Here is a 26212-nt window from a genome sequence, read left to right as displayed (position 1 = left end):
TGCGGCAAAGGCCACCGTCGCAATGTCCTTTGCCGCGAGCAAGCTTAGACCAGCTCCCTGCCCTTGGCGTCGATGGCGTTTGCAACCGCCTCGTCGGTGGCCTCGTCCGGAAGCAGCATCTCGTTATGCGCCTTGCCCGACGGGATCATCGGGAAACAATTGGCAAGGTTGGCGACACGGCAGTCAAACAGCACCGGCTTCTTGACCGAGATCATCTCCTTGATGGCATCATCGAGATCGCCCGGCTTTTCGCAGCGGATGCCATGGCCACCGTAGGCCTCGGCCAGCTTGACGAAGTCCGGCATGGCTTCCGTGTATGAATGCGACAACCGGTTGCCGTGCAGCAATTGCTGCCACTGGCGCACCATACCCATGTACTGGTTGTTGAGGATGAAGATCTTGATCGGCGCGTCGTACTGCACCGCAGCGCTCATCTCCTGAATCGTCATCTGAACCGAGGCATCGCCGGCGATGTCGATGACCAGCGCTTCGGGGTGCGCGATCTGCACGCCGAGGGCCGCCGGCAGGCCGTAGCCCATCGTACCGAGCCCGCCGGAGGTCATCCAGTGGTTCGGTCTGTCGAAATGGAAATGCTGTGCCGCCCACATCTGATGCTGGCCGACTTCGGTTGTGATGTAAGTGTCGCGGTCCTTGGTCAGTTCGTAGAGCCGTTCGATCGCATATTGCGGCATGATCACATCGTTGCTCGGCTTGTAGGCAAGCGAGTCACGAGCGCGCCAGCGGGCAATCTGTTCCCACCAGGGATAAAGCGTCTTCTTGTCGGTCTTGGCGGTGGCACGCCACAACCGCACGAGATCTTCCAGAACCCGGCCGACGTCGCCGAGGATGCCGATATCGGCACGCACGTTCTTGTTGATCGAAGACGGGTCGATATCGATATGGATCTTCTTGGAGTTTGGCGAGAATGCGTTGAGGCGACCGGTGATGCGGTCGTCGAATCGTGCGCCCACGCACAGCATGACATCGCAGTCGTGCATGGCCATGTTGGCTTCATAGGTGCCGTGCATGCCGAGCATGCCGAGCCAGTTCTTGCCGGATGCCGGATACGCACCAAGTCCCATCAGCGTCGAGGTGATCGGGAAGCCGGTCAGATCAACCAGCTCGCGCAGCAGATGGCTTGCTTCGGGCCCTGAATTGACGACACCGCCGCCGGAATAGATGATCGGCTTCTTGGCGCCGGCCAGCATCTCGACCGCCGCCTTGATCTTGTCGAGGTCACCCTGGATCTTCGGCTGATAGGAAGTGCGCGGCGCTGTCTGCGGCGGCGTGTAGATTCCGCGAGCGAACTGCACATCCTTCGGGATGTCGACAACGACCGGCCCCGGACGCCCGGTGGTGGCGACATGGAACGCCTCGTGGATGATGGCGGAGAGTTCGTTTACGTCCTTCACCAGCCAGTTGTGCTTGGTGCAGGGCCGGGTGATGCCGACGGTATCGCATTCCTGGAAAGCGTCGGAGCCGATCAGCGATGTCGGCACCTGCCCGGTCAGGCACACCAGCGGAATGGAATCCATCAGCGCATCCTGCAGCGGCGTCACTGCGTTTGTCGCACCTGGACCTGAGGTCACCAGCATGACGCCGGCTTTGCCCGTCGAACGCGCGTATCCCTCCGCAGCATGGCCGGCACCCTGCTCGTGGCGGACCAGGATATGCTGGACGGCGTCCTGCTGGAACAACTCGTCATAGATCGGAAGGACCGCGCCACCCGGATAGCCGAAGAGATGCTTGACGCCGTTGTCGATCAGCGCCTGCACAACCATTTCGGCGCCTGTCATCTCGCGCCGTTCGCTTTGTCCGTTGCTCATGGGGTCCCGTTCCGTCTTTTCCTGCTTTTTCAAGCGCTTGCTGGTATTCTGGTCATATTCTGGATAACAAAAAAGGCCCCCGAGGGAGCCTGTGTGTCTGCGCATGGGAGGACTTCGCCCGGCGGTTACACCGCCTTGCCCACGCGCCGTCCTACGAGAATGAGTACCGTCTTGTTCATCGTGGCGGACAATAGGTGCAAGCATGAAGTGCTGTCAACCGGGATATCGCGCCGATTTCAACATCGATGAGCGTCTGTACTTCCACTCGAACGGGGACGCCGCAATCCGCCGAAACGATTGCGGCGAAAAATTTCTGGCCAACAACGCCAGTCAGCCCTTTGCCTTGCAGTGTGGATCATGTGGATCGCACTTCATTGGCTTGCGTGCCGGTGCTGCTGGCTTGTGAGGCGCAACCTGCGGCCGATGTGGAGCGTTCATACGAGCCATTTGACGTGGAGGTACCGGCCGGGAAGTTGCCGGCCCCTGCTGGGGACGACCGCCACCTTGCATGACCGCGGTATCGGGACGGTGACGCTGCGCAACTGCAGGATTTGATGGCGGCAGCTTCCGTGGTGCGTTGTTCGCACGGACCTGTTGCGGCCCAGCTTTCTTCCTGTCGATATTGGCCATGGCCCTGGGCGCCCCCTTGCCTGCTGTAGGTGGCAGCGGCCTTTTCGACGGTTGTTGCGTTTCTGCGCTGGTGGCTGATAGCGCAGGTTTCGGCGGCTGGGCGGGCTGCGCCGCGGCCGTTGGCTTGCTCGCGGTCGTGTTATTGGATTTGACCGGCCCTGTAGGAGCGGGAGCAACAGGGGCCGCGCCAACCAAAGGTTGGCCGGGCGAGGATGGGAGCTCTCCCGGCTGCAATGACGCAGCCCTGAGCTTGACCTCGCGAGCCTTCGAAACATCGAGCCTGGCCGATGCCAAAGACCCCTTGGGCGGCGGCACGATTTTCGCCGCCCGAACCTTGGCAGCCACAGCCTGCGGCAGACGTGCAAGCGTCGGCCCGGCATTGATCGGGATGGCTCGGTTCTCCACCCGCACGGTCTGACTGTTATAGTTGTTGTAGATGTTGTTCACCACCACACGCTGCTCAATGATGGTGGTGTTGCGCACGATCGTCACATTGTCTTCGACAGGGCGCAGTGCCGGCAGAACTTCGGCAGCGCCGATCGCCACGACCGGCACAAACGACCACCAGACGTCGCGGAACACCACGCGCTCCTCAGGTGGCGGCGCCGGCACCCAGCCGACATAGTCATTGTTGTGGCGCCAGACGACCCAGGCCGGTGCCCATTCATCTCCGGTCACCCAGACCCAGCCGAGATCGTCGTCATAGGCCCAGCGCCCATAATGGAAGACGACGGCTCCGAAGGGTTCGCCCGATTCCCAGTACCACCCGTCGTCGGTCCACACCCACCGGCCAACGGTGTATGGGCGCCACGTAACGGCAACGGATGGGACCCAAACCTCACCGTATCGCCGCGAGATCTGCCATACGCCATATCTGGTGAGACGTTCCCGCACCGCCATGGGAACCGGGGCGGCATGCGCCGATTGGACCGCTGGCACTATCAGCGAAACACCGGTCGTTCCGCTAACCGCAAGGATGAAAACCAGGGACGCAGCCTTCAGGCGGCGGCCTGTCATAGAAATACCTTTCGCATTCACGACACCTACTCCAATGCCCGTGCCCTTCTGCGAAACGCGACCGGCGGCCGTCCCTCAACGCGGACCGAGATATCGCTGAAGACAGGCTTTCAAAGCACCAAGACCGTATTGCGGCAGGCACGATCACGTTCCCGCGAGTACGCGGTGCAGCAAACCGAAACGGCCACAACCCATTGAAATCACCGCAAACTATGGTGGGGCGTGACGAAGGCCGCCGTCTCTGCCGATACTTTCCCTACGCGGCCGGGAGGATCGGCACCGCCACAAACGACCATCACGATTCGAAGGGAGGAAACCGCATGCTCGACAAGGCACCCAACGCAAAGCTTTCCAGACTGCTGGCCGATTTCGGTGCCGTCCTCGCCGCCAACGACATCGAGAAGGCGGTCTCCTTCTTCCAGGACGACTGCTATTGGCGCGACCTTGTCGCCTTCACCTGGAACATCAAGACTCTGGAAGGCCACGACCAGATACGCGCCATGCTGAAGAGCCAGCTCAGTGCCATCAGGCCATCGAACTTCGCGATCGCCGAAGGCGAAGATGCCACCGAGAGCGATGGATTGCTGGAAGGCTGGATCACATTCGAGACGGAGGCGGCGCGTGGCTACGGTCACATCCGGCTGAAGGATGGCAAGATCTGGACACTGCTCACCACCGCGGCCGAACTCAAGGGACATGAAGAAAAGACGGGTTTCACCCGCCCGCTCGGCGCCAAGCACGGCCAAGGCAAGAACCGGCCGAGCTGGAAGGAGGAGCGTGAGAAAGAACAGGTCGAACTCGGCTTTGCCACCCAGCCGCACACGCTCATCATCGGCGGTGGCCAGGGCGGCATAGCGCTCGGCGCACGGCTGCGCCAGCTCGGCGTGCCGACCATCATCGTGGAGCGCAATGAACGTCCGGGCGACTCCTGGCGCAAGCGCTACAAGTCACTCTGCCTGCACGATCCGGTCTGGTACGATCATCTGCCCTATATCGACTTCCCGAAGAACTGGCCGATCTTCTCTCCCAAGGACAAGATCGGCGACTGGCTGGAAATGTACACCAAGGTGATGGAGCTGAATTATTGGTCCTCAACCGAGGCCAGGAGTGCATCCTACGACGACAACAAGAAGGAATGGGCCGTCACGGTGCGGCGCGACGGCAAGGATATCGTTTTGAGGCCCAAGCAGCTTGTGCTTGCCACCGGAATGTCCGGCCGGCCCAATCTGCCGAAATACAAGGGCATGGAGACCTTCAAGGGCGACCAGCACCATTCCTCGAAGCATCCGGGACCTGACAGATACGCGGGCAAGAAGGCGGTTGTCATCGGCTCCAACAACTCCGCCCACGACATCTGCGCCGCCCTCTGGGAAAACGGCGTCGATGTCACCATGGTGCAGCGCTCGACCACGCACATCGTCAAGTCCGATACCCTCATGGAGGTCGGGCTGGGGCCGCTTTATTCGGAACAGGCGATCCAGAACGGTGTCACCACCGCCAAGGCCGACCTGATCTTCGCCTCCGTGCCGTACAAGATCCTGCATGAGTTCCAGATCCCGCTCTACCAGCAGATGAAGGAACGCGACGCCAAGTTTTATGACGGGTTGGAAAAAGCCGGCTTCATGCTCGACTGGGGCGACGACGGCTCCGGTCTGTTCATGAAATATCTGCGCCGCGGTTCCGGCTACTACATCGACATCGGCGCCTCGCAATTGATCATCGACGGTGAGATCAAGCTGCAGCGCGGCCAGGTCAAGGAGATCAAGGAACATTCCGTGCTGCTCGAGGATGGCACCGAATTGCCCGCAGACGTCATCGTCTATGCCACCGGCTACGGCTCGATGAATGGCTGGGCCGCCGAACTGATCAGCCAGGACGTTGCCGACAAGGTCGGCAAATGCTGGGGCCTCGGCTCCAGCACCACCAAGGATCCAGGCCCCTGGGAAGGTGAGCAGCGCAACATGTGGAAGCCGACGCAGCAGGAAGCACTGTGGTTCCATGGCGGCAACCTGCATCAGTCACGCCACTATTCGCAGTTCCTGTCCCTGCAACTGAAGGCCCGGCAAGCAGGCATTCCCACGAAGGTCTATGGACTGCAGGAAGTACATCACAAAGGTTGAATGTCGCCTCCCTGCAGCGGATTCGCTCCGCTGAAGCCACCATCAGCCCAGACGTTTCTGGATGGCGGACTGCACCATCATGAGGACCGACACGATGACGAGATAATAGACAAGCGCGGCACAGTACCACTCGACGAAACGAAAGCTGGCGGCGATGGCGTCATTGACCACCGCCATGATCTCGCGCAACGATATGACGTAGGCGAGTGAGGTAAGCTTCACCAGATTGATGAACTCATTGACCAGGGACGGCAGCGCAATTCTCAGCGCCTGCGGCAGGATGACGAGCCGGAAGCCCTGGAAACGCGTCAAGCCAAGGGCCTTGGCGGCATCGTACTGGCCGGGGCCGATGGCACGCAGCGCACCCTTCATGATTTCGGCCATATAGGCAGCCGTCACCAGGCTGAACGAGATCGTAGCGGCAAAGAACGGCGTATACCAACTGGCCTTGAGCAGGGCCGGAACAAGTTGCGGCGCTCCGTTCCAGATCAGCAGCAACACCAGCAGCAGCGGTGCAGCACGAAACACCCAGACATAGACCTGCGCGGCCGCATTGCGGCCGCGCCTCGGGGAATTCAGGCAAAGCGCGATTGGCAGACAGGCGGCGAACGACACCGCCTGCACCACGACCGACAGGAGCAACGCCACGATCGCCCCCCAAAGCATGGGTGGCGAAGCTATCGCCCTCAGGAACAGATCGATATCGAAGGTCATCGCCGGCGGCTTCTCGGGCTAGAAACGGTCAGGACTCGTAATCCACATCGAATACCGCCGGGTTCAGCCCGTACTTCTCTGCGAGCCGGGCAAAGAAACCCTCTTCGCGGAGGGTCTTCAGCGCCCCTTTGATAGCCGCCGCGTCACCTTCTTTCCGTGCAACGTAGATGCCGTAGGTAAAATCCGACTGCCAGGTATAGGCGATCTTCAACTGGTCCCGTGCGCTGGCGACGCGGAAGGCGCCCTCCGCTTCCTCGGTCAAGGTAGCGTCCGCGCGGCCGACCAGAACCTGCTGATATGCGCCCTGCTGTGCTGGATAGTTCTGGATGACCACTGCCGGCTTACCAGCGGCGGCAAGTTCCTTGTTGAGCGGATCCAGTCGTTCCTCGCGATAGTAGGTGCCAGCCTCAAGTGCCACCGTTCGACCGCTCAACATGGCGGGCGCGGTAATCTCCCCATTGTCGGCCTTGGTGACCAGGACCGTCGCCGACTTCATGTAACGCACGCCATCATAGGTCTTGCGGCGCTCCTCGTTGACGTAGATGCCGGAGACGATCATGCCGCAGCGGCCTGACCCCAGCGTTGGCAGCAGGCCGGCGAAATCAGTGATGACATAGGACGTTTTGGCGCCCCATATTTTGGCCAGCGCCTCCGTGATCTCGATGTCGATGCCGACAGGAACCGTGTCGCCAGGATCCTTCTTGTAGGACAAGGGCGGAAAGGCCGCCGTGGTGCAAACACTTATCGCGCCGTCCGACACGAAACTCGGCGCCCCCGCCAAGGCTGCCTGCGTGCTCAGCAGCACGGCAGCTCCGATGATGAAAGCTCTGGTCATTGCGTTCCCCTTTTTGTTTGTTGTTTATCGTGGCTAACGGACGCGCTCGACGATCCCCCCATACGTCGGAGGATCGAAGGCTGGCATGATCAACGGATCGACATGGCCGTCGCGGCGGGCGGTGAGCACATATTGCATCATCGCCTCGTTGCTCGGCATCTCGAACACCTGCACGAAGTCGTAAGGTCCCATCGTGGCATAGAAGGCGATCGATCGACCGCCGAGTGCGGCCACCCGCTCTTCACTGCGCTTCCGGCGCGCGGCACTGTCCGACAATTCCGCCAGACCCTTGGCGGTCAGTCGCATCAACGAGACATAGCGCTGCGGCTCGGGAGTTTCGTTTGCGCCCAGCGTGACGCGATCGCCGCTCATTCTGCCCTCGCCAGCTTGGCCAGGCCGGCCAGCACGGCATCGGAGTGGGCGATCGTGCCGAAGATGCCATTCTCGACTGTCACCATATGCAGCGCCGCCTCATGCGCATACTGATCGCCGCTGGCGCAGGCGTCCGAGATGGTCAGGCACTGGAAGTTGCGATCGCAGGCTTCGCGCAGTGTCGTGTGCACACAGACATCCGTCGTGCAGCCGCTGAAAAGCAGATGACTTATGCCTTGCGCGCGCAGCACATGCTCGAAGTCGGTATAGGTGAAGGCGCCGTTGCAGGTCTTGTCGACGATGATGTCCTCGTCCCGAACATCGATGTCTGAAACTATCTGGAAGCCAGGGCTCGAACGCAGCAGAACCTCTGTCCCTTCGAGGCCATTGCGCTTGCGCCGCCATTTCTCATAAGGCGTCATATCCGCCATGTCGCCGCGATAGCCCTGGCGCGTATGGACGACCCGCACACCGGCGGCGCGGGCAGCAAGGATCAGCCTGTTGACCGTTGGCAGGATCGCCCGCAGCGGCGATGGATCGTAGCCGCTTTTGGCGAAATAGCCGGTGTTGGAGAGGAAGTCCTCCTGCAGGTCGATCACCACCAGCGCTGTGGCACTGGCAGACAGTTTGCCGTCATAGGGAAAGTCGAACGGCTGGGCCGAAATCATGAAGTCCTCCTCGGATCGGTACCTTCTATTGGTAACAGCCGGAACCGTTTGACAAAAACGATTTATCCTGACCAGAATTGCTTAGGAAAACTAAACAATAGACATACTGCCGAGCTATGTTGCCGATGGTTCGACCTCTAGCCTTTCTGCCATATCTCAAGGCTTTCGAGGCGGTTTCACGGCTCGGAACACTGCGCGGCGCGGCCGACGAGCTTCATCTCAGCCCGAGTGCAATTTCCTTGCAGTTGCGCAAGCTTGGCGATGCCACCGGAATTGTCCTGTTCGAGCGCGACGGCCGCAACGTCGCGCTGACCGAGGCCGGGCGGGACTTCTCGCGCACGGTCTCACAGGCCCTGGCGCAGCTTTCGACCGCCGTCCGCGACTCCGGCCGGCATGACATCCATGGTGCAACACGGTCGCTCGCGGTTTCGCTGCCAACCGCGCTTGGTGTCGCCTGGCTGAGCAGCGCTGTCGTAGAGTTCGCCGAAAGCAGAGGCATCTCCAATCTGACCATCAACGAGGCGATCGTCGCGGACGCCGTCGATTGGGAGCATAGCGACATCGCCGTCGTCTACGACAACCCACCCTTCCCTGGCCGCTCATGGCAATTGCTCTCCGAGGTGCAACTCAGGACCGTGTGTTCGCCGGTTTTGTTTCCTCGCCTGGACCTGCAACATCGCGAACGCCGGCTGAATGGCATCACCTTGCTGCATGAGGACGATGGTCAGGAATGGAACAAATGGGCGATCGCAGCCCGCGTCGATCTACAGGGCAGCGCCAGAGTGCGTGTCCCTTCCGTAGCCCACGCCGTCTCCTCCGCCGTTCAAGGGCGAGGCATCGCCTTGTTATCCAACGTGCTCACAGGCAGCTATCTGAACGAAGGCCGCCTGATCCAGCCCTTCTCCACAGCCATCACTGCGGCGCGCGCCTATTATTTCGTCTTGGCCGCTGATCGCGCCGACGATCCCTTGCTGAGGGCCTTCATAGCCCGCATGATCGAATTTCTGGAAGCTATGAAAAGCTGACCAGTCGCTTTTCCATGAAAACGCTCAATGGATCAGGTCGGTACTCGCCGAATGGCCCAATGCGTACGAAGCCGCTGCGTTCATAAAGGCCAAGAGCCTCGTGATTGGCAATGCCGGTCTCCAGTCGCAACAAGGTGATGCCAGCCGCGCGCGCGCTGGCTTCCAGTTCTGCCAGCACCGCCCTGGACAAGCCTTTGCCCCTGGCAGTCGGCACTACCCACATGCGCTTCAGCTCTGCCCAACCGTCGTTGAGTGCCAATGCCCCCGTGGCGATGGCAACGCCATCAGCATCCCGCGCCACGGCGAAACGGACATTGTCGGCCCGCAATTCGTCGATTGACAGGAAATGGTTGCTCTCAGCGGGATAGAGCGAAGCACCATACCTTTCCCCGTCTTCCAGCAGCGCAACGATCTCGGGTTTGGCCGGATCTTCCAGTGTGATCGCGAATGTCATCAGTGCAGGCCTCCGCCAATTTCGCCGGTATCTGTCTGGCCAATCCGTTTCCAGAACAGCAGCGTTCCACTGAGACCTCCATGAGGTTTCAACGCGTAGTCCGGAATTTCGCCAGCGAGCGTGAAATCGAGCCTCTGATACAGAGACCCCGCACCACCATCGGCTGCAGTGTCGAGGACCAGGAGCGTGCGGCCCTCTCGCACGGCGTATTCTTCCGCAGCCTGCATCAATCTGGTGGCGATACCCCTGCCCCGATGACCATGCCGCGTCATCAGCTTGGCAATTTCGGCTCGATGCGGCTGATTTTGCGGCAGTCCGAGCAGCAATGTCACCGTACCGGCAAGGACATCCCCTTCGAAGGCTCCCAGTACGATCCGGTCACCACGTGCAGCGGCTGCCAGCGACTGGTCCCAGAACGCCCTTGCGGCTTCGGGGGACAGCGGATGCATGAAACTGACCGAGCCGCCGGCAGCGACTGTTTCAATGAGAGTTTCGATCAATGCCGCCAGGGTTTCCGGCGAGTTGCTGAGTGTTCTGATTTCGATTGCAGTCATGGTCGTTTCTTCGGGTGAAAAGCTCAGTCGAAATGACTGAAACTGCGGCGCTTGCGCGAGCGCTTGATCTCATCGACACGCGCACCATCATCAGCACTGAGGTGTCGGCCGCGTTCCAGCAACTCCAGCGTATATTCTTCATAGGTCAGCCCGACCGCTTCGGCCTTGGCCAGTCGAAACAGTGCGATATCGCGCGATTTGGGTCTCCAGGCAGCCTTGTGAGCGCTTCGCCAGTGGATGAAGCGATGCGGATCCCCCTTGCCCCATGCCGGCCCGCTGTAGTCGTCGAGGGGCGGGCCGCCATTGTGATTTCTCTTCGGCACTCGTGGCATGATCATGTCCTGATGAGCACGGTAAGGTAGCGGGCAGGCTCCGGCCCAGGTGCGTGGAAAACGCAATCGGCCGGCGCACCGAGCGCAAGGCAATCGCCGGGCGCCAGTTTGTGCACCACCTCACCCTCGGTGAAATCGAGCCGCCCCTCCATCACCCAGATCTGCTGGCGGATGAAGGCATAGCTGCTCGCCGGCAGGCCGACGCGTGCCCCCGCGGGGAGTTCAACCTGTACCATTTCCAGCGGCATGTCGGTCTGCGGCGAGAGGTGCCGGCGGACGTAGCCCGTCCCCGGGTCGCGCCATTCCGGCTGATCCTTGCGCCTTGCGACACTGCCACCTTGCAGCTCGGCGCGGGCGATCAGGCTGGAAAGCGTCAGCTCGAAAGCGGTAGCAATGCGCACCAGGATCGGCGCTGTCGGGCTCGCCGAGCCCCGTTCGATGGAACTCAGCATCGCCTTCGATACGCCGGACCGGTCGGCAAGCTCTGCCAGCGACCAGTTCCTCGCCATGCGCTCCGCACGGATGCGGGCGGCAATTCTCGTCGAAAGATCATCCGACATATCAGACATTCATCCAAGATATCATATGATCGTTGTCGCGAAAGGGGGCTTCTTGCGGATTGTTCAAATTGTCGCGGGCTTTTTAACCGCCTCTATACCATCCGCTCACACACGACCTTAACCGAGATTGATTAGCATCCGCGAAGGTAGTGGGGACCCCATTCGTTGATGTTTGTCGAACGCGCAGTTTCCGGTGGCGAGCCAATATCGCAAGAGCGGCGGGATGCAGCCCAGACCGACAAGCGCATCCTTGGCCATGTCGTACGCTGCGACGGCGCCCGCGCCACCATCAGCGCTTTCGCCGATGGCGAAGAGGGTCTTGTCACCGGCCACTGGTCCGTCGGCAAGATGATCTCGATCAATCTTGGCAGTACGCGTACGGTCGGCCTGGTCTACTCCATTTCCAAATCGGATCTCGCCTGGAACGACAGCGGTCAGAATCCGATCGAGGTCAATATCGAACTGGTCGGCGAGGTGCGCGACGGCGCGGAAGCGGCCGCAAAACCAGTATTCGACCGTGGCATCACCATCTATCCGCACATCGGCGCGATCGCCCACCGCATCCGCAGCCGCGATCTCGCTGCGGTCTACGACCTCGCCGGGCGTCGCGCCATCACCGTCGGCTGCTTGTCGCAGGACGAGGCAATCTCCGCCAACATCGCCATCGACGATACATTGTCCCGACATTTCGCCGTTGTCGGCACCACGGGTGTCGGCAAATCCACCGCCGTCTCCCTGCTCCTGCGCAAGGCGATCGCCGCCAGGCCGGATCTTAGGGTGCTGATCCTCGACCCGCATAACGAGTTTGCGGCGTCACTGCAGGATCAATGCGTCAAGGTCGACGCGACGACACTCGATCTGCCGTTCTGGATGTTCAAGCTGGAGGAATTCGCAGAAGTCGTCTTCCGTGGGCGCGAGGCGCCGCCCGAGGAGGTCGACCTGCTGCGCGATCTGATCCCGGTCGCCAAGAATCTCTACCGCAACGCCGGCGGCACCAGCTTTGTGCGCCGCGGCGCCGACACCATGACCGCCGACACGCCCGTACCCTATCGCATTGCAGATCTCGTCAAGCTGATCGACGAACGCATGGGCTTGCTCGAAAGCAAAGCCGAAAGGCCGACACTGAAGTCGCTGCGCATACGCATCGAATCGGCGGCAGCGGATCCTCGCTATCGTTTCATGTTCAATTCGCGCCTGATCGACGACACCATCCACGAAACGATCGGCAACATCTTCCGCGTACCGCATCACGGCCGTCCGGTGACGTGCTTCGAGATGGCCGGCCTGCCGTCGGAAGTCGTCAACTCGGTCTGCTCGGTGCTGGCCCGCCTTGCCTTCGACCTTGCTCTGTGGAGCGAAGGAAAACTGCGACTGCTGTTCCTCTGCGAAGAGGCGCACCGCTACATGCCCGCCGACCCGCGGCTTGGCTTCGAGCCGACCCGGCATGCGCTGTCGCGTATCGCCAAGGAGGGCCGAAAATACGGCTGCTATCTCGGCATCGTTACCCAGCGCCCGGGCGAACTCGACCCGACCATCTTGTCGCAATGTTCGACCTTCTTCGCCATGCGCCTCGCCAACGAGCATGATCAGGCCATCATCCGTTCCGCCATCGCAGATTCTTCGGCCTCGAGCCTCGCGTTCCTGTCCTCCATGGGCCAGCGTGAGGCGATCGCCTTCGGCGAGGGTGTCGCCACCACGATGCGATTGAAATTCGAGAAGATCGACCAGAACCTCATTCCGGGCGCAGCCAAACACGCAATGGAAGCGCCATCCGGAGCCGGCCAAGATGTCGATCTTGTCGGCATCGTCGAGCGGCTGCGCAACGTGCCGAAGCCGCAGCCGGCAATGAATTTCTCGGAGGTCGTCGACACGATGCGACAGGCTGGAGATTCGGACTATCGCAAGCCTGCGCCGGCACCACGGCCGCAGCCGGATGATGATTTCGACACCCGCTATGGTCTCAAGCCGGCGACATTCGGGCTCAAACCGCAAAACGACTGACAGCGCGTAAGCTGATCACGGCTGCGATCGACACCTGAAACGACGATGACGTCATGGACGTGGGGTCAGGCTGCACAAACTCGATTACGCCCCTGACGTTTGGCTTCATAGAGCTGCTTGTCGGCCCGGCGGTAAAAAGCCTCGGCGGTCTCGGAATCCTCCCAGACCGCCAGCCCGACGCTGGTGGTGACCTTGAGCCGCACATTGCCGTTCAGGATCGTCAGGTTGGCGACCCCCTTGCGAATCCGCTCCGCGAACTTCCGCAACAGCTCGATATCCATGTTGGGTGTCACCACGGCGAACTCTTCGCCACCCAGCCGTGCAACGACGTCGTGGTAGCGGGTCATGCCTTTGAGACAGCCCGCGACGGCCCGCAGGACCTCGTCGCCGACGTCGTGGCCATGCGTGTCGTTGATCGACTTGAAATGATCGAGGTCGAGGATCATCAACCCGACCGGTTTCCCGATGCGATGGAACTCGGCGATGTATTCACGCAGTGCATCATCAAAAAAGCGTCGGTTCTGCATGCCGGTAAGGCCATCTGTCAGGGCGGCATGCTCCAGCGTCTCCGAGCGTGCACTGAGTGTCGCCGTCATCGCCCTCAGCTTGCCCTCCTCACGCACCTGGTCACGGATCAAAGGGTAGATGAAGAACACGCCAAAGAAAAAAGCGGTCGCCAGAAGAACGCCAACTGCAAACAGCAAGGTGCCAAGGTAGCTGATGTTCTGGCGAGCCTCAGCAACGTCGTCGATCTGGGCAGCGGTGGTATCGAGCAAACCATAGGCATGCAGCGTCACCATGCCAGCAGCAAGGATCACGAAGATAAAGACAAAAAAGGCGTGTTCGGCCTTATGAAATCGCATGCCAACCCAGCCCATAGCGACACGAGAGCTTTATGGCACGCACAGGCTTACGTCACAGTTAACTTGTACAATCCTTGCGAGTGCAGAGTTAATACTAAAAAGTCTATTCAATTTCCTTTTTGATCGCCGACCACACCGCGTCCCGCATGGTTTCATTTGGCAACAATCTTTGCCATTCGCCCCCGAACTGGTTACGGAACCATGTGGACTGGCGCTTGGCATATTGCCCTGTCGCGATCTTGGCACGTTCCATAGCTGTGCCGGCATCCATGCCCCCATCCAGAACTGCCTGCAGTTCACGAACGCCAATCGCCTTCATGGCGGGGAGCGCCGGATCAAGGTCAAGCGCCAGGATCTGGCGGACCTCTTCCAGCGCGCCGTGTTCGATCATCGTATCGAAACGTCGACTGATGCGCTCCCTCAGGATTTCGCGATCCGGCTCGATGACGAAGCAATGCGCGCTGCCACGATCGATCAGCGGCTCGCCGCGCTGGCCTTGCCAGGACAGGATCGAACGGCCCGAGGCATCCAGCACCTCCAACGCACGCGCTATGCGCTGGCCGTCGTTCGGTCGTAGCTGCATGGCCATCGCCGAATCCCGCAACATCAATTCGCGATGCAGACGCGGCGCGCCGCGCTCCACCAACTCGTGGCGCCAGCGCTCGCGTATATGCGGCGGAATCTCCGGCATGTCCGAAATTCCCTCGGCGAGCGCTCTGAAATAGAGGCCGGTACCACCGACGAAAATCGGCCGCCGGTCGGCGAGAGCCTTCTTTTCGATCAGTTCGACCACGTCGCGCAGCCAAGCCCCGGTTGAATACGGGATCGAAGGATGAATGTGGCCATAGAGAAAATGAGGAGCGCGCGCCAGATCCTCAGGCCCAGGGCGTGCCGTCAACACGTCCAGGATCGAATAACCCTGCATGGAATCGGTGTTGACGATGACGCCGCCGGTCCGCTCGGCGATCTCCAGCGCCAACGCCGACTTGCCGCTGGCAGTCGGGCCGGCTATCAGGATCGCGTCCTTAACGCGGCCCTCGTCGGCCGTCTTTTGCTGGGTCTCCTTCATGCCGTTTGTCGCCACGCTCGTCTCCAGTCCAGCCGGCGGCGCACTCACGCCGGCCCTTGCGAATAAGGCCTCTCAGGCAGTCGGTGCAAGCGCAACACGCTGGCTGGGCGAAACGATCGCATGCGATCTCGTGTTGCCGGCGGGCATCGGACATGACGAAGCCATGGCGACCCTGCGTGCGCTTCTGGCTTCCGAGCCCATTGACATCGCCGTTCAGGACGAAACCTTGCGCCGCAAGAAGATCCTGATCGCCGACATGGATTCCACCATGATCGACCAGGAATGCATCGACGAACTGGCAGACGAAGTCGGCTTGAAGGAAAAGGTCGCGGAGATCACCGCGCGCTCCATGAACGGCGAAATCGCTTTCGAGCCGGCGCTGCGTGAGCGTGTCGCGCTGCTCAAGAATCTCGACACGGCCGTGGTCGATCGCATCATCGCCAGCCGCCTGACGCTGGCGTCCGGCGGCCGCGCGCTCGTGCAGACAATGCGTAAGGCCGGTGCCTATACGGCGCTGGTCTCCGGCGGCTTCGATGTTTTCACCAACCGCGTCGCCGCCATGCTCGGCTTTCACGAAAACCGCGCCAACCGGCTGCTCGAAGCCAACGGCCGACTGACCGGCGAAGTCGCCGACCCGATTCTGGGCCGTGCTGCCAAGGCGGAAGCGCTCCACGATATTTCGGCCACGCTCGGCCTTACACCTGCGGATGCCATCGCTGTCGGCGACGGCGCCAATGACCTCGACATGATCCGGCTTTCCGGTACAGGTGTTGCGCTTCATGCCAAGCCGTCGGTTGCCACCGAGGCCAAGGTTCGCATCGACCATGGTGACCTTACCGCCCTGCTCTACCTGCAGGGTTACCGTCGCGAGGACTTCGTCGAATGAAGCCGATCCACACGACAAGACTGATCCTGCGTAACTGGGAAGATCGTGATCGCGAACTGTTCTTCCGCATCAACAGCGACGAACGGGTGATGGAGTTCTTCCCTTTCCGCCGAACCCGCGCCGAGACGGACTTGAAAATCGGCGAGATGCATGCCGATATCGCGCGCAGGGGCTTCGGCTTCGCTGCGGCAGAGATCGCTGCGACCGCTGAATGCATAGGCTTCGTCGGCCTGACCGGCACGGAACACCTGCCCTTCCTGCCCGCGGGCACCCTCGAGATCGGCTGGCGCCTGGCTTCGGAATTCTGGGGCAAAGGTTATGTCTCTGAAGCAGCCCGGGCGTGGCTGGCGTTCGGCTTCGAAACGCTTGGCCCCGATGAGATCGTTTCCTTTGCGGTTCGCGATAACCGCCGCTCCACGGCAGTGATGGAACGGATCGGCATGACAGCAGATCCTTCGCGCGATTTCGATCATCCGGGTGTCCCCGAAAGCCATCCGCATCTGCGCCCCCACACCTTCTACAGCCTGACGCGCAAGGATTGGGAAGAACAAAAGGGCGGCTGAGTAGCCGCCCTTTTCAATTCTGGATCAGTGACTTCCAGCGATTTCCGGAATCAATCCATCCGCACGGTCACAAAGCGCAATTCGCCGGTTTTGGACGCAAGCATCAACAGCGCGTTCTTGCGACCCTGTTGCTTAAGCGAGGCGATGCGATCGACGACATCCTTGGGAGTCGACACCGATTCCTGTCCGATCTCGGTGATCACCTCGCCCGGCTGGATGCCGCGCTCGGCCGCGGCCGAATCCTTGGCGACCTCCGTGACGACAACGCCGGAAACATCTGCGGCGATGCCGAACTTGCCGCGTGTGTCGTCGTTCAGTTCGCCAATCGACATGCCAAGCACCGTGGCTGTGGCCACCGGCGCAGCCTTGCCGTCCTTGCCGGGCTCGCCCTTGCCTTCGGCGTCAGCCAGCTTCTCGCCGTCCTCAAGGCGGCCGAGCGTGACCTTGACGGTCTGCTCCTTGCCCTTGCGGATGATGATGACGTCGACGGCCTTGCCGACCGGGCTCTCTGCGACAACGCGTGGCAGGTCACGCGTTTCCTCGATATCCTTGCCGTCAAACTTGGTGATGACATCACCGGCCTGGATCGAACCATTGTCGACCGGTCCGCCCTTGATGATGCCGGCCACCAGTGCGCCCTTCGGCTCAGCCATGCCAAGGCTCTCGGCGATGTCCTTCGTAACGGGCTGGATGCGCACGCCCAGCCAGCCACGCCGCGTTTCACCGAACTGGCGCAACTGGTCGACAACACCCGCGGCAAGCTGGGACGGGATCGAGAAGCCGATGCCGATCGAACCGCCGGACGGCGAAATGATCGCCGTGTTGATGCCAATGACCTCGCCGTTCATGTTGAACAGCGGACCGCCAGAATTGCCGCGGTTGATGGCCGCGTCGGTCTGGATGAAATCGTCATAGGGACCGGAATTGATATCGCGGTTGCGTGCCGAAACGATGCCGACGGTTACAGTGCCACCAAGGCCGAACGGATTGCCGATCGCCATGACCCAGTCGCCGATGCGCATCTTGTTGGAATCGCCGAATTTCACGGCTGTAAGCTTGTGGCCCTTGGGATCCACCTTCAGCACGGCGATATCGGTCTTGGTGTCGGTGCCGACCAGTTTCGCTTTCAGCGTCACCCCGTCGGAAAAATTCACCTCGATGTCGTCGGCATCCGCTATGACGTGGTTGTTCGTGACCACGATGCCCTCAACGGCATCGACGACGAAGCCGGAACCCAGCGACTGCACCTTCTGCGCGCCGCCGCCCTTCTGGCCGCCGCGATCCTTGAAGAAGTCGTCGAAGAAGTCCTGGAAAGGCGAGCCTTCAGGCAACTGCGGCATCGGCACGGCGCCGGGACCTTCGCTGCCCTTCACCGTCTGCGACGTCGAAATATTGACGACTGCACCAAGCAATCCTTCGGCAAGATCAGCGACCGAAGCCGGGCCATTGGCCGCAGGCGCCGCCTGCGTTTTGGCCGGAGCCTGGGTCTGTGCAATGGCGGGTGGAACAGCAGCCGCGCCAAGCATCAGCGCCGCAGTGGCGGCGGCAAGCGTCTTGCTTGCTGCACGCAGGATGGATTGGGACTTCATCAGGGCCTCCCGGCAAGTCAGCAAGAACGCTTTCAACGACATATCGTCAGTGTGGAAAGAAATAAGGCACGTTTGCGGCCCTGACCACCCGGTGACGACAAATCCCCAAGTGGAGCCGCATCCTTCAACCCCGTACCAGCCAGACGATGCCGACACCGGCGGCGATTGCTGCCAGCCCGCCGATCCGCAACACACCTTCCGGCATTGCAAGGACATCGGTTGCAAGTCGCTTGGCCAGACGTGGAAAACCGCCATAGACGAGGCCCTCGACGACGAGGACCAAGCCCATGGCGGCAAAGAAATCCTGCACGGTTTATTGCGCAGGCTTGGGTGCGGTCGGAGCAGCTCCCCCTGCCGGATCCCGGAAGTAGCGGAAGAACTCCGAATTCGGCGACAGCAGCATGGTCGTGCCGGTGTTATCCAGCGCCGTGCCATAGGCATTCATCGAACGGTAAAAATCGAAGAATGCTGTATCCCGGTTGTAGGCGTTGGCGAAGATCGCGCTGCGCTCCGCATCGCCCTCACCACGCAGGATTTCCGATTCCTTGTTGGCCTCGGCGACGATCTCGACCACTTCGCGATCGGCACGCGCCTTGATGCGTTGCGCGGCTTCGTTACCGCGCGCGCGCAGCCGCTCGGCCTCCGCCAGACGCTCCGCCTTCATGCGGTCGTAGGTCTGCTGCGAGACTTCGGCCGTCAGATCGGTGCGGCGGATACGCACGTCGTCGATCTCGAGACCGAGCGACGTTGCGTCCGGACGCAGCTGGTCGCGCACTTCACGCATCATGATGCCGCGCTCTTCGGAAAGTGCGGCTTCAAAAGCACGCTGGCCGTAAACCCGGCGCAGCGCCGCATCGAGACGCGTCTTCAACCGCTGCTCGGCCAGTTCGATCTGGCCGGAGACCGCCGAACGGAAAACACGGGGGTTGGAGATGCGATAGGCGATGAAGGCATCGACCTCATAGAATTTGCCACCCGAAACCTGGACACGGATGTTGTCGAGGTCAAAACGCAGAACGCGCTTTTCGATGAGCTGCACAGTATCGGCATCGAAGAACGGGAATGGCGCCTTGAAGTAGATGCCGGGTTCGCTCTTGACGTCGATGATCTCGCCGAAGCGCAGAACGAGCGCCTGCTGGCGGGCGTTGACCACGAAAACCGACGAATAGAGCAGGAACAACAGGACGGCGATGGCGACGATGATCGCGGGAAGACGATTGGCCATTACTGATTACCTCCCGAGGTCTTCGGCTGCAGTGCCGGCAGAGGCAGGTAGGGCACAACACTCTGACCGTTGGCGTTCGGCTCGACGATCACCTTGCTGGAGTCTCTCAGCACTTTCTCCATCGTTTCCAGATACATGCGCCGGCGCGTTACGTCGGGCGCCTTGGCGTATTCGTCGTAGATCGAGATGAAGCGCTGCGCTTCACCCTGCGCCTCCTGCACGACACGGTTCTTGTAGGCTGCCGCTTCTTCGCGAACCTGTGCCGCCTGACCACGAGCCTGACCTAGTTTCTGGTTGGAGTACTGGTTCGCCTCTTCAACGAAACGGTCCTCATCCTGCTCGGCCCGCTGCACTTCGTCAAAGGCCTCAGCCACTTCGCGCGGTGGAGCGGCATCCTCAATCGACACCGCATTGATCTTGAGACCCGCCCTGTAGCTGTCGAGCGTCGCCTGGATGTTCTCACGCACGGCGGTAGCTATGCCTTGACGGTCGTCGCGGAAGATATCCTGTGCCGGGCGCCGGCCAACGGCCTCGCGCATCGCACTTTCCGCGACCTGCCGCAGCATTTCGTCCGGATCGGCGACGTCGAACAGGAAGGCACGCGGGTCAGCTACCTGATAGGCCACCGAGAACTGCACATTGACGATGTTCTGGTCGCCCGACAGCATCAGCCCGGACGTGTTGCCGCTGCGGGCACCACCGCCGATATTGACCAGTTGCTCGGAAATCTTGGCGGTCTCGACCGTTTCGATCGGCCACCAGTGGAAATGCAGGCCGGGCTCGGAAAGCTGTTCCTTCGGCTTGCCGAAGCGCAGTTCCACCGCCACCTCGTCCGGTTGAACCGTGTAGACGGCCTTGAACAGCCAGCCGGCGATCAGCACGAGTGCGATCAGAAGATAGACGGCCGGGCTGCCGCCTCCGCCAGGAAGCGCGTTGCGCAACCGGTCCTGGCCGCGGCGGATAATGTCTTCGAGATCGGGGGGAGTACCCTGAGGGCCGCTTGGTCCGCGCGGACCTTGCCCCCATGGGCCTTGGTTATTACCGCCGCCTCCCCAGGGGCCGCCTCCTCCGCCACTTTTGTCGTTCCAGGGCATGAATGTCCTTTCGCTGGGATTCCCTCATACGCCGGGAGCCGGCGCAAAATCCTTGTCGTCCTTCTATAGGGATGCCTCAGCGCGCTTTCAACGCGTCCGCCTTTCAATGCGCTGTTCTTAGCAGCAGTTTTGCCGCGACGCTTTGTCTTGGTTAACCCCGAACCGACCTTTCATAGACAACATGACGCGTGGCATGGCTGTCTTTCTCGCCGGCAGGAATGTCTTCGGAACTGATGACGCGCCACGTTTCGGGATCGATTGGCGGGAAGGATGTATCGCCATCGATCGAAGCCAGCACATGCGTGACATGCAGCCGATCTGCCAAAGGCAGCGCCTGGGCATAGATCTGACCACCGCCAATGACGCAGATTTCGTCAGCGGCAGCCATGCAACGGCCGCGAATGCGGGCAAGCGCCAGACCATCCTCCAGGGACGCTACGACTTCAGCCCCCTCTGCCTTGTAGGAAGGATCACGGGTGACGACTATGTTCAGCCGCTCCGGTAGCGGGCGCCTGGGGAAACTCTCCCAGGTCTTGCGGCCCATGACGACCGGTTTGCCCAGCGTATCAGCCTTGAAGCGCTTGAGATCGGTGGACAGCCGCCATGGCAAGCCACCCTCGCGACCGATGATCCCGTTTTCGGCGATCGCGACATGGATTGATACCAGCATTACTTGCCGCTTTCATTTTCGGGTCTGTCGAGCAGCAGGATGTCGATATCGCGCTCCGGCACGAAATCCTCAGCCGTCATCTCGAAGGTCGTTGGTCCGGTCTTCTTCACACCGGTTCCGCAGAAGGAAACAAGAGACCGCGCATCGATCTTGTCGACCGTAAGCTTGAACTTGCCGATGCTGCCGGTTGCCCAGTTGCCGCCGGTGGTCAGGATATAGGCGATCCGGCTCTCATAAAGCTGCGGACTGCTGTCGGTATTGTCCTTCTGTGCCTTGCGCACGGCCGCCTCGAAGGAGTCATCCATGCAGTAGCGGCGTTTGTAATTGTCATACTCTCCTTCGAACTTGCCATCATTGAAGAAGGACAGGCCTGCAGTCGCGCCGACACTCGGCTTGTAACGATGAGAAACATGCACGGGTTTGCCTGCTGGAAAGGCTGCGCGCCACCAGAAAGTCGAGCGCAGCTGCCAATAGGGTGAGCGCACGCTTTTCCAGCCCGTGCCGTCATCATATTGATCCATGACGATGACGCCGCGCGACAGCCAGTCATCCGCCACCGGTTGCGGCAGCTTTGCGAGCGCCGCCAGAGCCGCCTTGCCATAGGGATACAGCGGCACATTCTGCGCCTTCAGTTCAGCGCTGACATCAACGCCGACCGCAAACGCCTTCTGCTCCAGCTCAGGTTTGACGGCAGTGCCATCCACCGTCACTTCGAAACCGAGAAAGTTGTCGCTGTTCTCTTCCGGTATGGAGGGCATCTCATAGGGATTGGCTTCGATTTCCGGCAGCGGGAACGCGACAATGGTGCTCACGTCCGTGTCGGACGTGTTGCGGAAGATGTAGTCGACCGTGACCCTGTCGGGCGAGATGAAAAGATCCTCGCTGTCCATCGAGACGACGTCGTTGCGCGACAGGATCAGTCCACCAGCACCGAGTTCCGCTGTGGAATCATTGGCAAGGGCCGGAGCTGCGACAAGCGCCATGCTGAGCGTCAGCGCGATGCGGACCATCGAAGCGATTCCCTTCTGAAGAGGCGCTCAGAGCCTACTTGCTTCGAACGCCGCATCAAAGCTTTTCGATCGTCGCGGATACCACGCTGGACAGGCAGGCGGGGATCAGGCAGGACAGCGCCATGCGCAAGGTTCTCGTGATCGGCATCGGCGCCGGCAACCCCGAACATGTGACGGTGCAAGCCATCAACGGCCTGAACCGCGCCGACGTGCTGTTCATTCCCGACAAGGGTGCAAGGAAGAGCGAACTTGCAGAGCTGCGGCGCGACATCTGCGACCGTTTCGTCACCAATTCCGCATCGCGCCGCGTCGAGTTCGACGTGCCTGTGCGGGCCGAGCCGGCGCCGTCCTATCACGCGACCGTTGACGACTGGCATGAGGAGATTGCCGGCATCTACGAGCGCCTGCTGCTTGAGGAAATCGCCGAAGATGGCTGCGGCGCTTTCCTGATCTGGGGTGATCCGTCTCTCTATGATTCTGCGCTCCGCATCCTGGATCGCGTCAGCCGGCGGGACAATGTCAGCTTCGAACTGGAAGTCATCCCCGGCATCACCGCCATTCAGGCTTTGGCTGCCGGCCACAAGATGGCCTTGAACCGGATCGGCGATCCATTCCTGGTCACCACGGGACGTCGGCTGACGGAACAGGGCTTGCCCGACGACGCCGGCACCACAGTGGTGATGCTGGATGGCAAGTGTTCGTTCCAGTCGGTCGCCGACAAGGACGCCATCATCCACTGGGGCGCCTATCTCGGTACGGCCGACGAAATCCTGATCCATGGCCGCCTGGGCGACGTCGAAGACGAGATCGTCAGGACCCGTGAGGCGGCCCGGCTTCGCAAGGGCTGGATCATGGACACCTACCTGCTGCGCAAACCGGACTAAGCTGCGCAGGCAGTCATGCCGCGTCGATTTCAGCCTGAAGGGCTTCCATGTGCGCCTGCGCCGCCGCGGTGGCAGCCCGTTCGATGGCCCGGTAGCGGCTGACCACTGCAAGTCCCACCGCCGTCAGTTGAGCGCCGCCACCCTTGCGCCCCCCGGTCTGTGCCGCCACCAGCGGCTTGCCGAAGACGCGGTTCATGTCTTCGACCAGATCCCACGCATGCTTGTAGGACATCTCCATGCCCCGCGCTGCCGCCGAGATCGAGCCGAATGCAGCGATCTGTTCCAGCAATTCTATTTTGCCAGGGCCGATGCGGCCATCCGGGTCGAGATTGATCCGCAGGCTGAGAGAAGGCACGTTTTCCTCCCGCGTTATGTGCTGCTTGTTGTTGCCATCGTTATTCCACGAGAGAATAGCGCATGACAAGAGGCTGAGATTTCAGGCGTCGAATTGCCCCTTCGGAGCCGTCGCCGTATTGGCCTGATCGAAACTCACGGTCTTGATGACCGCGAAGACATCGCGACCGGGAGCGAGCGAGAGCGTTTGCTGCGACTGCCGCGTGATGCGCGCCATCACAGCCACCCCGTTGCAATCGATCCTGACCTCCACCGCGGCCCCCTCGCCTGGCTCGATCGCGGCGATGCGACCGGCCAGCACATTGAGTGCACTCAGACCATGCGGCTGCTCGGTCGCTATCATGACGTCGCGCGCACGAACGCGAATCCGCATCGGCTGGCCGACAACGGCCTGCACATAAGGAACACGGATTTCGCCCGCGGGTGAGCCGAGTACTGTCATGCCGAAACGCTCGTCATGATGCAGCACGCGTGTGTCCAGCACAGCACCACCCTCCACCCGCTCGTCATGGGAAAGCAGGTCGAGCCGCTGCATGATCTCGGTGGTCGGACCTGCGGCAGCGACCTTGCCTTGAGCCATCACCACGACATCGCTTGCAAGCCGCGCCACTTCAGCAACCGAATGACTGACATAGACGATCGGGATTTTCGTCTCGTCGCGCAGCCTCTCGATGTAGGGCAGGATTTCAGCCTTGCGGGCTTCATCCAGCGAGGCGAGCGGCTCGTCCATCAGAAGCAGTTTCGGGCTGGCGAGCAGTGCGCGGCCGATCGCAACGCGCTGCTTTTCACCGCCAGAGAGTTTGCCCGGCCGGCGGTCGAGCAGATGGCCGATCCCAAGCAACTCGACAACGGCACCCAGATCACCGTAGCGCTCCCCCGCCGGCGTGAACCAACGGCCGTAGCCCAGATTGGTGGCCACGCTCATGTGTGGGAAGAGGCGCGCGTCCTGGAACACCATTCCGATGCGTCGCTTGTGCCTCGGAATGAAAACGCCTTTGCTGGTGTCGACCAACACCTGCCCATCGATGGCGATTCGACCGCGCTCGGGCCGGATCAATCCTGCGATGGCGTTGATCAACGAGGTCTTGCCAGAACCGGAAGGCCCAAACAACGCTGTCAGGCGACCCGAACTTTCAAAGGCCGCCTCGAGCGAAAAGCCGCCTTGTCGGTGGCCAATATCGACCGCGACGCTCATTCGATGTCCATCCGCCGACCGACGCGGCGCGCCAGAACTTCGGAGGCGATCAGGGCAGCCATCGAGATGACGATGCTGATGAGTGTCAGCCTCAACGCCCCTTCATCGCCACCGGGCACCTGCGTGAAGGTGTAGATCGCCGAAGGCAGCGTCTGCGTCTCGTTGGGGATATTGGAAACAAAGGTGATCGTCGCGCCGAATTCACCCATCGCCTTGGCGAAGGAGAGGATCGCGCCGGCGATCATGCCGGGCAGGATCAGTGGAAGCGTGATGGTGGCGAACACCCAGAGCGGACTGGCACCCAGCGTTCCGGCGGCAGCCTCCAGCTTGCGATCCACGGCCTCGATGGAAAGGCGGATCGCTCTCACCATCAGTGGAAACCCCATCACACCGCACGCCAGGGCCGCACCGGTCCAGCGGAACGAAAAGACGAGACCGAAATAGTCGGCAAAAAAGACTCCGGCGGGTCCACGCCGACCGAAGGCGAGCAGCAACAGATAGCCGGTAACAACCGGCGGCAGGATCAGCGGCAGGTGCACGACGCCGTTGAGCAGCGTCTTACCCCAGAACCTGCCTCGCGCCAGAAGCAGCGCCACGGCGATGCCTAGCGGCAGACTGACCAGCATCGCAACCGTGGCAACCTTGATGGACAGCCGGACCGCATTCCATTCGTCAGGGCTGAGGTCCAGCAGCCAGTTCATGCGCTCTTACAGTACCTTACTGGGTGGGCGCGAGCAGCGTGAAACCCTGCGCCTTGAAAAGCTCGCCTGCCTTAGCAGACCGCAGGCACTTGAGGAATGCCGGCGCATCCTTGTCCTTGGATTCCGCCGTCTGGGCGACCGGATAGACGATGGGAGGATGCGTCTCTTCCGGGAAAACACCGATGACCTTGACGCCCTTCTCGGCATTGGCGTCGGTCTGATAGACGATACCGGCGGCCGCTTCGCCGGTGGCCACCAGCTTGAGCGCGGCGCGGACATTCTCCGCCTGCGCCACCTTGCCTTCGACCGAAGACCACGCGCCGAGCGATTCCAGTGCCGCCTTGCCGTACTTGCCGGCCGGCACCGCCTTGAAGTCGCCCATGGCAAGCTTGCCGTCGCCAATCACCTTGGCGAGGTCAAACCCTTTCTCGATCTTGACCTCGGCCTTGGAGTCCTTGGGCGCCACCAGCACGATCTGGTTGCCGAGCAGCTTCACCTCGGTGTCGGACTTGGTCAGCTTCTTGTCGGAGAGATATTTCATCCAGTCGAGGTCGGCCGAGATGAACACATCCGCCGGCGCTCCCTCCTCGATCTGCTTGGCCAGCGCGGAGCTTGCGGCGTAGGAAATCTTGGCAGCCTCGCCGACATCCTTTTCGCAGGACTTGTTGACCTCATCCAGCGCATTCTTGAGGCTGGCGGCAGCAAACACGACAACCTGCTCGTCCGCGCGCGCAGCGGGCGCTGCCAGCGTCATCGCCCCGGCAGCCAGCGCCATCAGCACCAAACCATTATGTTTCGTCATCGAAGCTCTCCCTGATTTTGCAAACCCGTCCAGCCAATGGCTTGGGTCGATATATCCATATGAACATAACAAAGGGAAGGCTTCTGCGTATTTTTCAGGAAAAGAGTTTCACTGAAAACACGTTGTAACGGCCGACCATGGCGGGCTACGGTGACCGTCCGCGCAACGACGCGCATCGGACGAAAATCAACAGGAGTCT

The 26212-nt window shown here is 61.2% G+C and carries 28 protein-coding genes; 6 read left to right on the top strand and 22 right to left on the bottom strand.

What is annotated here, in order from left to right:
• Window positions 1–44: 44 nt before the first annotated feature.
• Both ACFWYE_RS10700 and ACFWYE_RS10695 read right to left on the bottom strand, forming a co-directional pair.
• Window positions 45–1826, bottom strand: coding sequence for an acetolactate synthase 3 large subunit (locus tag ACFWYE_RS10700; RefSeq protein WP_379111263.1), 1782 nt, complete (start codon window positions 1824–1826; stop codon window positions 45–47).
• 330 nt (window positions 1827–2156) lie between these two features.
• Window positions 2157–3356: a DUF6600 domain-containing protein gene (locus tag ACFWYE_RS10695; protein WP_379111418.1), complete on the bottom strand. Its 1200-nt coding sequence runs from the start codon at window positions 3354–3356 to the stop codon at window positions 2157–2159.
• A gap of 437 nt (window positions 3357–3793) precedes the next feature.
• Here ACFWYE_RS10695 and ACFWYE_RS10690 point away from each other — a divergent pair, with 437 nt between their 5' ends.
• Entirely contained in the window at window positions 3794–5593 is a 1800-nt protein-coding gene (locus ACFWYE_RS10690) for an NAD(P)/FAD-dependent oxidoreductase (RefSeq protein ID WP_379111261.1), read from the top strand.
• 42 nt (window positions 5594–5635) lie between these two features.
• Here ACFWYE_RS10690 and ACFWYE_RS10685 read toward each other — a convergent pair whose 3' ends face one another.
• The 4 genes from ACFWYE_RS10685 to ACFWYE_RS10670 are packed head-to-tail and all read right to left on the bottom strand — an operon-like array spanning window position 5636 to window position 8182.
• Window positions 5636–6307 carry an amino acid ABC transporter permease gene (locus ACFWYE_RS10685; protein ID WP_379111259.1) on the bottom strand — a complete coding sequence of 224 codons (672 nt, stop codon included), beginning with the start codon at window positions 6305–6307 and terminating at the stop codon, window positions 5636–5638.
• A 28-nt stretch (window positions 6308–6335) separates the two neighbouring features.
• Window positions 6336–7142 (bottom strand): transporter substrate-binding domain-containing protein, encoded by an 807-nt coding sequence (locus ACFWYE_RS10680; RefSeq protein ID WP_379111257.1) that lies wholly within the window; start codon window positions 7140–7142, stop codon window positions 6336–6338.
• Window positions 7143–7175: 33 nt separating this feature from the next.
• Window positions 7176–7514, bottom strand: coding sequence for a GYD domain-containing protein (locus ACFWYE_RS10675; RefSeq protein WP_379111255.1), 339 nt, complete (start codon window positions 7512–7514; stop codon window positions 7176–7178).
• Window positions 7511–8182, bottom strand: coding sequence for a cysteine hydrolase family protein (locus ACFWYE_RS10670; protein ID WP_379068834.1), 672 nt, complete (start codon window positions 8180–8182; stop codon window positions 7511–7513). The genes ACFWYE_RS10675 and ACFWYE_RS10670 overlap by 4 nt, the downstream gene beginning before the upstream one ends.
• Window positions 8183–8307: 125 nt before the next feature.
• Between ACFWYE_RS10670 and ACFWYE_RS10665 the strand changes: the two genes are divergently transcribed.
• A complete protein-coding gene (locus ACFWYE_RS10665; protein ID WP_379111253.1) occupies window positions 8308–9207 on the top strand; it encodes a LysR family transcriptional regulator in 900 nt (299 codons plus the stop codon).
• On the opposite strand, the gene ACFWYE_RS10660 is transcribed toward ACFWYE_RS10665, so the two are convergent.
• Genes ACFWYE_RS10660 through ACFWYE_RS10645 form a run of 4 tightly spaced genes read right to left on the bottom strand, consistent with a single transcriptional unit; the run spans window position 9194 to window position 11116 of the window.
• On the bottom strand, window positions 9194–9661 hold the full coding sequence (locus tag ACFWYE_RS10660) for a GNAT family N-acetyltransferase (RefSeq protein ID WP_379111251.1): 468 nt from the start codon (window positions 9659–9661) through the stop codon (window positions 9194–9196). The genes ACFWYE_RS10665 and ACFWYE_RS10660 overlap by 14 nt on opposite strands.
• A complete protein-coding gene (locus ACFWYE_RS10655) occupies window positions 9661–10215 on the bottom strand; it encodes a GNAT family N-acetyltransferase (protein ID WP_379111249.1) in 555 nt (184 codons plus the stop codon). Before ACFWYE_RS10655 ends, ACFWYE_RS10660 begins: the two co-directional genes overlap by 1 nt.
• 23 nt (window positions 10216–10238) lie before the next feature.
• Window positions 10239–10547: a hypothetical protein gene (locus ACFWYE_RS10650; RefSeq protein ID WP_379111247.1), complete on the bottom strand. Its 309-nt coding sequence runs from the start codon at window positions 10545–10547 to the stop codon at window positions 10239–10241.
• 2 nt (window positions 10548–10549) lie between these two features.
• Entirely contained in the window at window positions 10550–11116 is a 567-nt protein-coding gene (locus ACFWYE_RS10645) for a helix-turn-helix domain-containing protein (protein ID WP_379111245.1), read from the bottom strand.
• Window positions 11117–11275: 159 nt separating this feature from the next.
• On the opposite strand from ACFWYE_RS10645, the gene ACFWYE_RS10640 reads away from it, so the two are divergent.
• Window positions 11276–13108 carry an ATP-binding protein gene (locus ACFWYE_RS10640; protein ID WP_379111243.1) on the top strand — a complete coding sequence of 611 codons (1833 nt, stop codon included), beginning with the start codon at window positions 11276–11278 and terminating at the stop codon, window positions 13106–13108.
• A gap of 65 nt (window positions 13109–13173) precedes the next feature.
• Here the strand turns inward: ACFWYE_RS10640 and ACFWYE_RS10635 are convergent, their stop codons facing one another.
• Both ACFWYE_RS10635 and miaA read right to left on the bottom strand, forming a co-directional pair.
• Complete coding sequence (locus tag ACFWYE_RS10635) at window positions 13174–13971, bottom strand: GGDEF domain-containing protein (RefSeq protein ID WP_129414323.1); 798 nt, start codon at window positions 13969–13971, stop codon at window positions 13174–13176.
• A gap of 103 nt (window positions 13972–14074) precedes the next feature.
• Complete coding sequence (miaA, locus tag ACFWYE_RS10630) at window positions 14075–15040, bottom strand: tRNA (adenosine(37)-N6)-dimethylallyltransferase MiaA (RefSeq protein WP_379111416.1); 966 nt, start codon at window positions 15038–15040, stop codon at window positions 14075–14077.
• Between miaA and serB the strand changes: the two genes are divergently transcribed.
• Entirely contained in the window at window positions 15039–15926 is an 888-nt protein-coding gene (gene serB / locus ACFWYE_RS10625; protein ID WP_379111241.1) for a phosphoserine phosphatase SerB, read from the top strand. The genes miaA and serB overlap by 2 nt on opposite strands.
• Entirely contained in the window at window positions 15923–16489 is a 567-nt protein-coding gene (locus ACFWYE_RS10620; protein WP_379111239.1) for a GNAT family N-acetyltransferase, read from the top strand. The genes serB and ACFWYE_RS10620 overlap by 4 nt, the downstream gene beginning before the upstream one ends.
• Window positions 16490–16539: 50 nt before the next feature.
• On the opposite strand, the gene ACFWYE_RS10615 is transcribed toward ACFWYE_RS10620, so the two are convergent.
• From ACFWYE_RS10615 to ACFWYE_RS10590, 6 genes are all read right to left on the bottom strand, one after another.
• A complete protein-coding gene (locus tag ACFWYE_RS10615; protein WP_379111237.1) occupies window positions 16540–18078 on the bottom strand; it encodes a DegQ family serine endoprotease in 1539 nt (512 codons plus the stop codon).
• 124 nt (window positions 18079–18202) lie between these two features.
• Window positions 18203–18388, bottom strand: a complete 186-nt coding sequence (locus ACFWYE_RS10610; protein ID WP_129414318.1) for a DUF2065 domain-containing protein — start codon at window positions 18386–18388, stop codon at window positions 18203–18205.
• Window positions 18389–18391: 3 nt separating this feature from the next.
• Window positions 18392–19303: a protease modulator HflC gene (hflC, locus tag ACFWYE_RS10605; protein WP_379068803.1), complete on the bottom strand. Its 912-nt coding sequence runs from the start codon at window positions 19301–19303 to the stop codon at window positions 18392–18394.
• Window positions 19303–20397, bottom strand: coding sequence for an FtsH protease activity modulator HflK (hflK, locus tag ACFWYE_RS10600; protein ID WP_379111235.1), 1095 nt, complete (start codon window positions 20395–20397; stop codon window positions 19303–19305). The genes hflC and hflK overlap by 1 nt, the downstream gene beginning before the upstream one ends.
• A gap of 151 nt (window positions 20398–20548) precedes the next feature.
• A complete protein-coding gene (locus ACFWYE_RS10595) occupies window positions 20549–21067 on the bottom strand; it encodes a dihydrofolate reductase (protein WP_379111233.1) in 519 nt (172 codons plus the stop codon).
• On the bottom strand, window positions 21067–22077 hold the full coding sequence (locus ACFWYE_RS10590) for a DUF4424 domain-containing protein (protein ID WP_379111231.1): 1011 nt from the start codon (window positions 22075–22077) through the stop codon (window positions 21067–21069). Before ACFWYE_RS10590 ends, ACFWYE_RS10595 begins: the two co-directional genes overlap by 1 nt.
• 122 nt (window positions 22078–22199) lie before the next feature.
• Here ACFWYE_RS10590 and cobF point away from each other — a divergent pair, with 122 nt between their 5' ends.
• Complete coding sequence (gene cobF / locus ACFWYE_RS10585; protein WP_379111229.1) at window positions 22200–22961, top strand: precorrin-6A synthase (deacetylating); 762 nt, start codon at window positions 22200–22202, stop codon at window positions 22959–22961.
• Between the two features lie 13 nt (window positions 22962–22974).
• Here the strand turns inward: cobF and ACFWYE_RS10580 are convergent, their stop codons facing one another.
• The 4 genes from ACFWYE_RS10580 to modA all read right to left on the bottom strand — a co-directional run bounded on the left by ACFWYE_RS10580 (window position 22975) and on the right by modA (window position 26013).
• Complete coding sequence (locus ACFWYE_RS10580; RefSeq protein WP_054308175.1) at window positions 22975–23316, bottom strand: winged helix-turn-helix domain-containing protein; 342 nt, start codon at window positions 23314–23316, stop codon at window positions 22975–22977.
• A gap of 81 nt (window positions 23317–23397) precedes the next feature.
• On the bottom strand, window positions 23398–24510 hold the full coding sequence (modC, locus tag ACFWYE_RS10575) for a molybdenum ABC transporter ATP-binding protein (protein WP_379111227.1): 1113 nt from the start codon (window positions 24508–24510) through the stop codon (window positions 23398–23400).
• Window positions 24507–25211, bottom strand: a complete 705-nt coding sequence (modB, locus tag ACFWYE_RS10570) for a molybdate ABC transporter permease subunit (protein ID WP_379068789.1) — start codon at window positions 25209–25211, stop codon at window positions 24507–24509. Before modB ends, modC begins: the two co-directional genes overlap by 4 nt.
• A gap of 16 nt (window positions 25212–25227) precedes the next feature.
• The gene (gene modA, locus ACFWYE_RS10565) at window positions 25228–26013 is read right to left on the bottom strand and encodes a molybdate ABC transporter substrate-binding protein (RefSeq protein WP_379111225.1); all 786 of its coding nucleotides are present in this window, start codon (window positions 26011–26013) and stop codon (window positions 25228–25230) included.
• Window positions 26014–26212 lie beyond the last annotated feature (199 nt).

This window comes from Mesorhizobium sp. NPDC059025 (assembly GCF_042739655.1).
Taxonomy (GTDB): domain Bacteria; phylum Pseudomonadota; class Alphaproteobacteria; order Rhizobiales; family Rhizobiaceae; genus Mesorhizobium.
This window is presented reverse-complemented; position numbering and strand designations above follow the sequence as displayed.